Annotated in this window: 4 protein-coding genes; 3 read left to right on the top strand and 1 reads right to left on the bottom strand. The window is 71.0% G+C overall.

Going from position 1 to position 5,606, the window contains the following annotated elements:
• On the bottom strand, positions 1-2,308 hold a 2,308-nt coding region (locus C1I98_RS34310), incomplete at its 3' end, for a Tex family protein (RefSeq protein ID WP_306461937.1).
• A gap of 271 nt (positions 2,309-2,579) precedes the next feature.
• On the opposite strand from C1I98_RS34310, the gene C1I98_RS34305 reads away from it, so the two are divergent.
• Genes C1I98_RS34305 through C1I98_RS34295 form a run of 3 tightly spaced genes read left to right on the top strand, consistent with a single transcriptional unit; the run spans position 2,580 to position 5,471 of the window.
• Positions 2,580-3,716, top strand: a complete 1,137-nt coding sequence (locus C1I98_RS34305) for a helix-turn-helix domain-containing protein (protein ID WP_111171487.1) — start codon at positions 2,580-2,582, stop codon at positions 3,714-3,716.
• Positions 3,713-4,942: a hypothetical protein gene (locus tag C1I98_RS34300; RefSeq protein ID WP_111171486.1), complete on the top strand. Its 1,230-nt coding sequence runs from the start codon at positions 3,713-3,715 to the stop codon at positions 4,940-4,942. Before C1I98_RS34305 ends, C1I98_RS34300 begins: the two co-directional genes overlap by 4 nt.
• A gap of 34 nt (positions 4,943-4,976) precedes the next feature.
• Positions 4,977-5,471: a GNAT family N-acetyltransferase gene (locus C1I98_RS34295; RefSeq protein ID WP_111171485.1), complete on the top strand. Its 495-nt coding sequence runs from the start codon at positions 4,977-4,979 to the stop codon at positions 5,469-5,471.
• The last annotated feature ends 135 nt before the right edge of the window (positions 5,472-5,606 follow it).

Genomic DNA, 5,606 nt, shown 5'->3' with positions numbered 1-5,606 from the left:
TCTTGTCGAGCCCGGCCCGGCGCAGGGCCTCGGCCATCGCGCCCGTGGCCGGCGGCTGGTCGCGGCGGCGGTCGCGGGGCTGGTCGCCACGCCGGCCCCGACCGCCCTGCTTGTTGCGCGGCGCGGACTGCCGGTCGCGCCGCCCCTCGGCGGGCGCGGGCTCGTCCTCCAGGCGCAGGGTGAGCGAGATCCGCTTGCGCGGGATGTCCACCTCCAAGACCTTCACCCGGACGATGTCACCCGGCTTCACCACGTCACGCGGGTCCTTGACGAAGTTCTTCGACATGGCCGAGACGTGTACCAGGCCGTCCTGGTGGACCCCCACGTCCACGAACGCGCCGAAGGCCGCGACGTTGGTGACCACGCCTTCGAGCCGCATGCCGGGCTTGAGGTCGGAGAGCTTCTCGACCCCGTCGGCGAAGGTGGCCGTCTTGAACGCCGGACGCGGGTCGCGCCCCGGCTTCTCCAGTTCCTTCAGGATGTCGCTGACGGTCGGCAGGCCGAAGGTGTCGTCCACGAAGGAGCCCGGGTCGAGCGAGCGGAGCACCGCGCCGTTGCCGATCAGCGCGGGCAGGTCGCTCCCGGTGGCGGTCAGGATGCGCCGGACCACGGGGTACGCCTCCGGGTGGACGCTGGAGGTGTCCAGCGGGTCATCGCCGCCGCGGATGCGCAGGAAGCCCGCGCACTGCTCGAACGCCTTCGGGCCGAGCCTCGGTACATCCTTCAGCGCCGCCCGCGAACCGAACGGGCCGTGCGACTCGCGATGCTGCACGATGTTCTCGGCCAGCCCGGAGCCGATCCCGGAGACCCGGGTGAGCAGCGGCGCCGAGGCGGTGTTGACGTCCACGCCGACCGCGTTGACGGCGTCCTCCACCACCGCGTCCAGCGAACGCGACAGTTTGGACTCAGACACGTCGTGCTGGTACTGCCCGACGCCGATGGACTTGGGATCGATCTTCACCAGCTCGGCGAGCGGGTCTTGCAGGCGGCGCGCGATCGAGACGGCCCCGCGCAGCGAGACGTCCATCCCGGGAAGCTCCTGGGCCGCGTACGCCGAGGCGGAGTAGACCGAGGCGCCCGCCTCGGACACCACGATCTTCGTCAGCCCGTTGACCAGCTTGACCAGCTCGCCCGCCAGCTTGTCGGTCTCCCTGGAGGCGGTGCCGTTGCCGATCGCGATCAGCTCGACGCCGTGCTTGTTCACCAGCGCCCCGAGGGTGGCCAGCGCCTCGTCCCAGCGCTGCTGCGGCTGGTGGGGGTAGATCGTGGCGGTCTCGACGACCTTGCCGGTGGCCTCGACCACCGCGACCTTGACGCCGGTGCGGAAGCCCGGGTCCAGGCCCATCGTCGTACGCGAGCCGGCCGGCGCGGCGAGCAGCAGGTCGCGCAGGTTGGCGGCGAACACCCGGACCGCCTCCTCCTCGGCCGCCTGCCACAGCCGCATCCGCAGGTCGATGCCGAGATGCACCAGGATGCGGGTGCGCCAGGCCCAGCGCACGGTCTCGGTCAGCCAGCGGTCGGCGGGACGGCCGTGGTCGGCGATGCCCAGGTGGGCGGCGATCCGCTCCTCATAGCCGCCCTCGTCGTCTTCCTGCGGGTCCATCGTGAGGGTCAGGAACTCTTCCTTCTCCCCGCGGAACATGGCCAGGATGCGATGTGAGGGCAGCTTGGTGAACGGCTCGTCGAACGCGAAGTAGTCGGAGAACTTCGCGCCGTCATCCTCCTTGCCCTCGCGTACGGCCGAGACCAGCCGGCCCCGCGACCACATCCGCTCGCGCAGGGCGCCGATGAGGTCGGCGTCCTCGCCGAAACGCTCGACCAGGATCGCCCGCGCGCCCTCCAGCGCCGCCGCCGCGTCGGCGACCTCCTCGGTGACGAACCCGGCCGCGGTCTCGGCCGGGTCGAGGGTGGGGTCGCCGAGCAGCTTGTCGGCCAGCGGCTCCAGGCCGGCCTCCCTGGCGATCTGCGCCTTGGTCCGCCGCTTGGGCTTGTAGGGCAGGTAGATGTCCTCCAGGCGGGCCTTGGAGTCGGCGGCCATGATCTGGGCTTTCAGCGCCTCGTCCAGCTTGCCCTGGGAGCGGATCGACTCCAGGATCACCGCGCGCCGCTCCTCCAGCTCGCGCAGGTAACGCAGCCGCTCCTCCAGCTCGCGCAGCTGGGTGTCGTCGAGCGCGCCGGTCGCCTCCTTGCGGTAGCGGGCGATGAACGGCACGGTCGCCCCGCCGTCGAGCAGCTCGACGGCCGCCTGAACCTGACGCTCGCGTACGCCGAGCTCCTCGGCGATCCGCTGATCGATAGACGTGGTCACGTCTTCCGCCTTCCCCCTTGGGTCCGGGGACGATTGTGCCGCCATCCGGCCGTACTTGTCGCGCGGCCCCGGCGCGGCGGGACCGGCCGGTGCGGTGGCCGACTCTTTCAGTCGACTTCAGTTAAGTCGCCTCTGGCCGTGTATTCATTTTGTTCTGCGGAATGTTTTGCGGCGTACCGGCCCCCGCGGGTATGCCATGATGTGGTTGCGCTTCACAATTACAGTGAAGTTCATCAAGATAGTTGAACTTCGGCTGAAGGAGGCGGGCAGAGTGCCGACAGAAGACGCGGGGGTGGCTCTCGCGCGCCGTCTTCGCTCGCTGCGCGAGGACGAGTGGCCGCAGGCCAGGATCACGCAGTTGCAGCTGGCCCGGGCGCTGGGCGGCGACCGGCCGCTGAGCGTGCCGCTCATCTCCTCCTGGGAGTCCGTCTCCAAGCCGAAGATCCCGCCGCTCAGCCGCCTTGAGGCGTACGCCACGTTCTTCGCGACCAGCCGTTCGATCGAGGGCGGCAGGCCGCGCATGCCCGATCCGGCCGCGCTGACCCCCGAGGAACGCGCCCGGCGCGGCGAGCTGTACCGCGAGCTCCAGGCGTTGCGGGCCGCCGCGCTGCGCCGGCTCAACGAGCCTGCGAGGCCCGCCCCGGGCGGCATCAGCGGCCTCGGCGGCCTGTGCGACACGGCGGGCGCGCCGGGGGAGGGGCCGTGGCTGTTCGAGGAGGGCGAGGCGGTCACGCTCGTGTGCGCGCAACTGCCCCCCGACATGCTGGCGCGCATGCCGTACGCCGACCGCGACGACCCCGACTTCATCGAGCTTTACACCTACGCCGACCTCGACGCGCTGTTCGAGCTGCACGGGCACGTCCGCGCGCTCAACCCCGGCAGCCAGGTCAATCTTCGCGTGGCGCAGCGGCTGCATCCCGACGACTACACCACCCACCTGGTACTCCTGGGCGGTGTGGACTGGAACCTGGCCACCCAGAACGCGCTCAACCGGCTGCGCCTGCCGGTCGAGCAGGTGGCCGACTGGAACGATCCCGCCGGGCCGTCCTTCGTGGTGACCGACGGCGCGGAGCGGCGCGCCTTCCACCCGGTCCTGGACCGGACGGGCGATGCCAAGCGCCTGGTGGAGGACGTCGGCCATTTCTTCCGCGGGCGCAACCCCTACAACAGGAAACGGACCATCAGCATCTGCAACGGCATGTACGGCCGGGGCGTGCTCGGCGTGGTGCGCGCGCTCACCGACGCCCGCTTCCGCGACCGCAACGCCGAGCACATCGCCGAGCGGTTCGGCGGGGCGGAGTCCTACAGCATCGTGACCCGCGTGAGCATCGAGGGCGGCGTCGTGCTCACCCCCGACTGGACCATCCCCGACAACCTGTTGCATGAGTGGACGGGCTGCACTGAATGAGCCGTCCGCCGCCGCCGTCCAGGACGCCGGGTGACAGCCCTTTCCATCACGGCTCGCACCGGCACCTCCTGGCCGCGGGGCGGCCGGCGGCGCCGCTCGGGCGCGTCGACGCGCTGGTCGTGCCCACCGCGCGGCGGGCGGCGGCGCTGCGGCACGCCGCCGGGCTGGCCCGCGCGCTCGCCGTGCCCCTGGTGGCGCTGTGCAGCAGATGGGCGAGCGCGGAGGGGGCGGCCAAGGCGGCGGACGCGGCGGGCGCCGCGCTGCTCGCCATCGACGTGCCGGAGGCGCGCAGCCTGGCACTGCCCGCGCTGGCCACGACGGACCTGCTCGCCGACACCAAGTTCGAGCGCAGGACGGACGTCAGCGCCAAGCGCAACCTCGGCCTGCTCATCGCCCGGATGGTGGGCTGGCGGCGGATCGTCTTCCTCGATGACGACATAACCGTCTCCGACCGCGGCGACCTGCTGCGCGCGGCGCGGCTTTTGGACGTGTACGACGGCGTCGGCCTGTTCATCGGCGGGTTCCCCGACAATTCCGTGGTCTGTCACGCGCACCGGCGGACGGGCGGATACCAGGAGACGTTCATCGGGGGAGGGGCGCTGGCGGTGGACCCGGTACGCACGACGTCGTTCTTCCCCGACATCTACAACGACGACTGGTTCTACCTGCTGGACGACAAACGGCTGCGGCGGGTCGCCGTCACCGGCAAGGCCTTCCAGGCGCCCTACGACCCGTTCGCCCATCCCGACCGCGCCCGGGCCGAGGAACTGGGCGACGTGCTCGCCGAGGGCGTCTACTCGCTGCTCGACGTCGGCGGCACGGTACGCCAGGCCGACCGTGCCTTCTGGGTGGGCTTCCTGGGCAGGCGGCGGCGTTTCATCGACGACGTGAGCCGCAGGGTGGAACGGTGTCCCGACACCCCTGAGCGGCACCGGATGACCCTGTCGCTGAAGGCGGCGCACGGCCGGCTCCAGTTCATCACGCCCGACCTGTGCGCGGACTACCTGCACGCCTGGCTGGCCGACCGGACCCGCTGGCGGCGCTTCGCGCGCAGGCTGCCGACGCCGGTGCGCCTGGAGCGGGCGCTCACCCTGGCGGGGCTGGAGCCACGGGAGATCGTGGTCCGCCGGGCGAGGGGCGGTGGTTACCACAAAGTATGCCAATCTAGTACCTATCTGGGCGTAAGGGATGAATGGACGCCGAGTGGATTTCTCGGGCATTCTTAGGAAATGAGGCAGCCGGCGACAGACGGAGTGTTCCGTGCCCGACCCGCTCATACGGCCCGCCATCTACACTGATTTAACCCCGCTGATTCGCTATTTCGGGCAGGCCGATTTCTTTTTCGAGCGCTTCCACCGCCAGCGCCGCGGCCGAGGCATGCTGCTCATCGCACTACGCGGAGGTGATGTCGTCGGGAACGTCTATCTGTGGTGGGAACCGGCCGAGGAACTGGAACTGCGCGAGCGGCTCCCCGGCGTACCGGTGATCACCCACCTGGAGGTACGCGCCGACCGGCGCAACCAGGGCGTCGGCACCGCCCTCCTCGCCGAGGCCGAACACATCCTCGCCCAACGCGGCCACCGCCACGTCGCCCTCGGCGTCTCCCTCACCAACCCCGACGCCCACCGCCTCTACGCGCGCCTGAACTACGTCGAATGGGGTCACCCTCCGGTCCGGATGCCGGGCGAGACCTTCCAGATCCTCGTCAAACCCCTCGCCCGCCCCTGCCCGACCGGCCGCCCCGACCTGCGGTGATCATCCGTCCGGCGGAGCGGGTGACAAACTGGTTTGTTCGACTTGAGCCGAGAAGGACGGCCGACCGGGTGTACCGGCGGCCCTGCACCGCCCGGCCGCCGCCCCGGCTGCTGAAGCCGCACCGCGGGCCTGTGT

This window comes from Spongiactinospora gelatinilytica, assembly GCF_003236385.1.
GTDB lineage: Bacteria > Actinomycetota > Actinomycetes > Streptosporangiales > Streptosporangiaceae > Spongiactinospora > Spongiactinospora gelatinilytica.
Note: the sequence above shows the minus strand (reverse complement) of the source record. Positions and strands in the feature narration are given on the sequence as shown.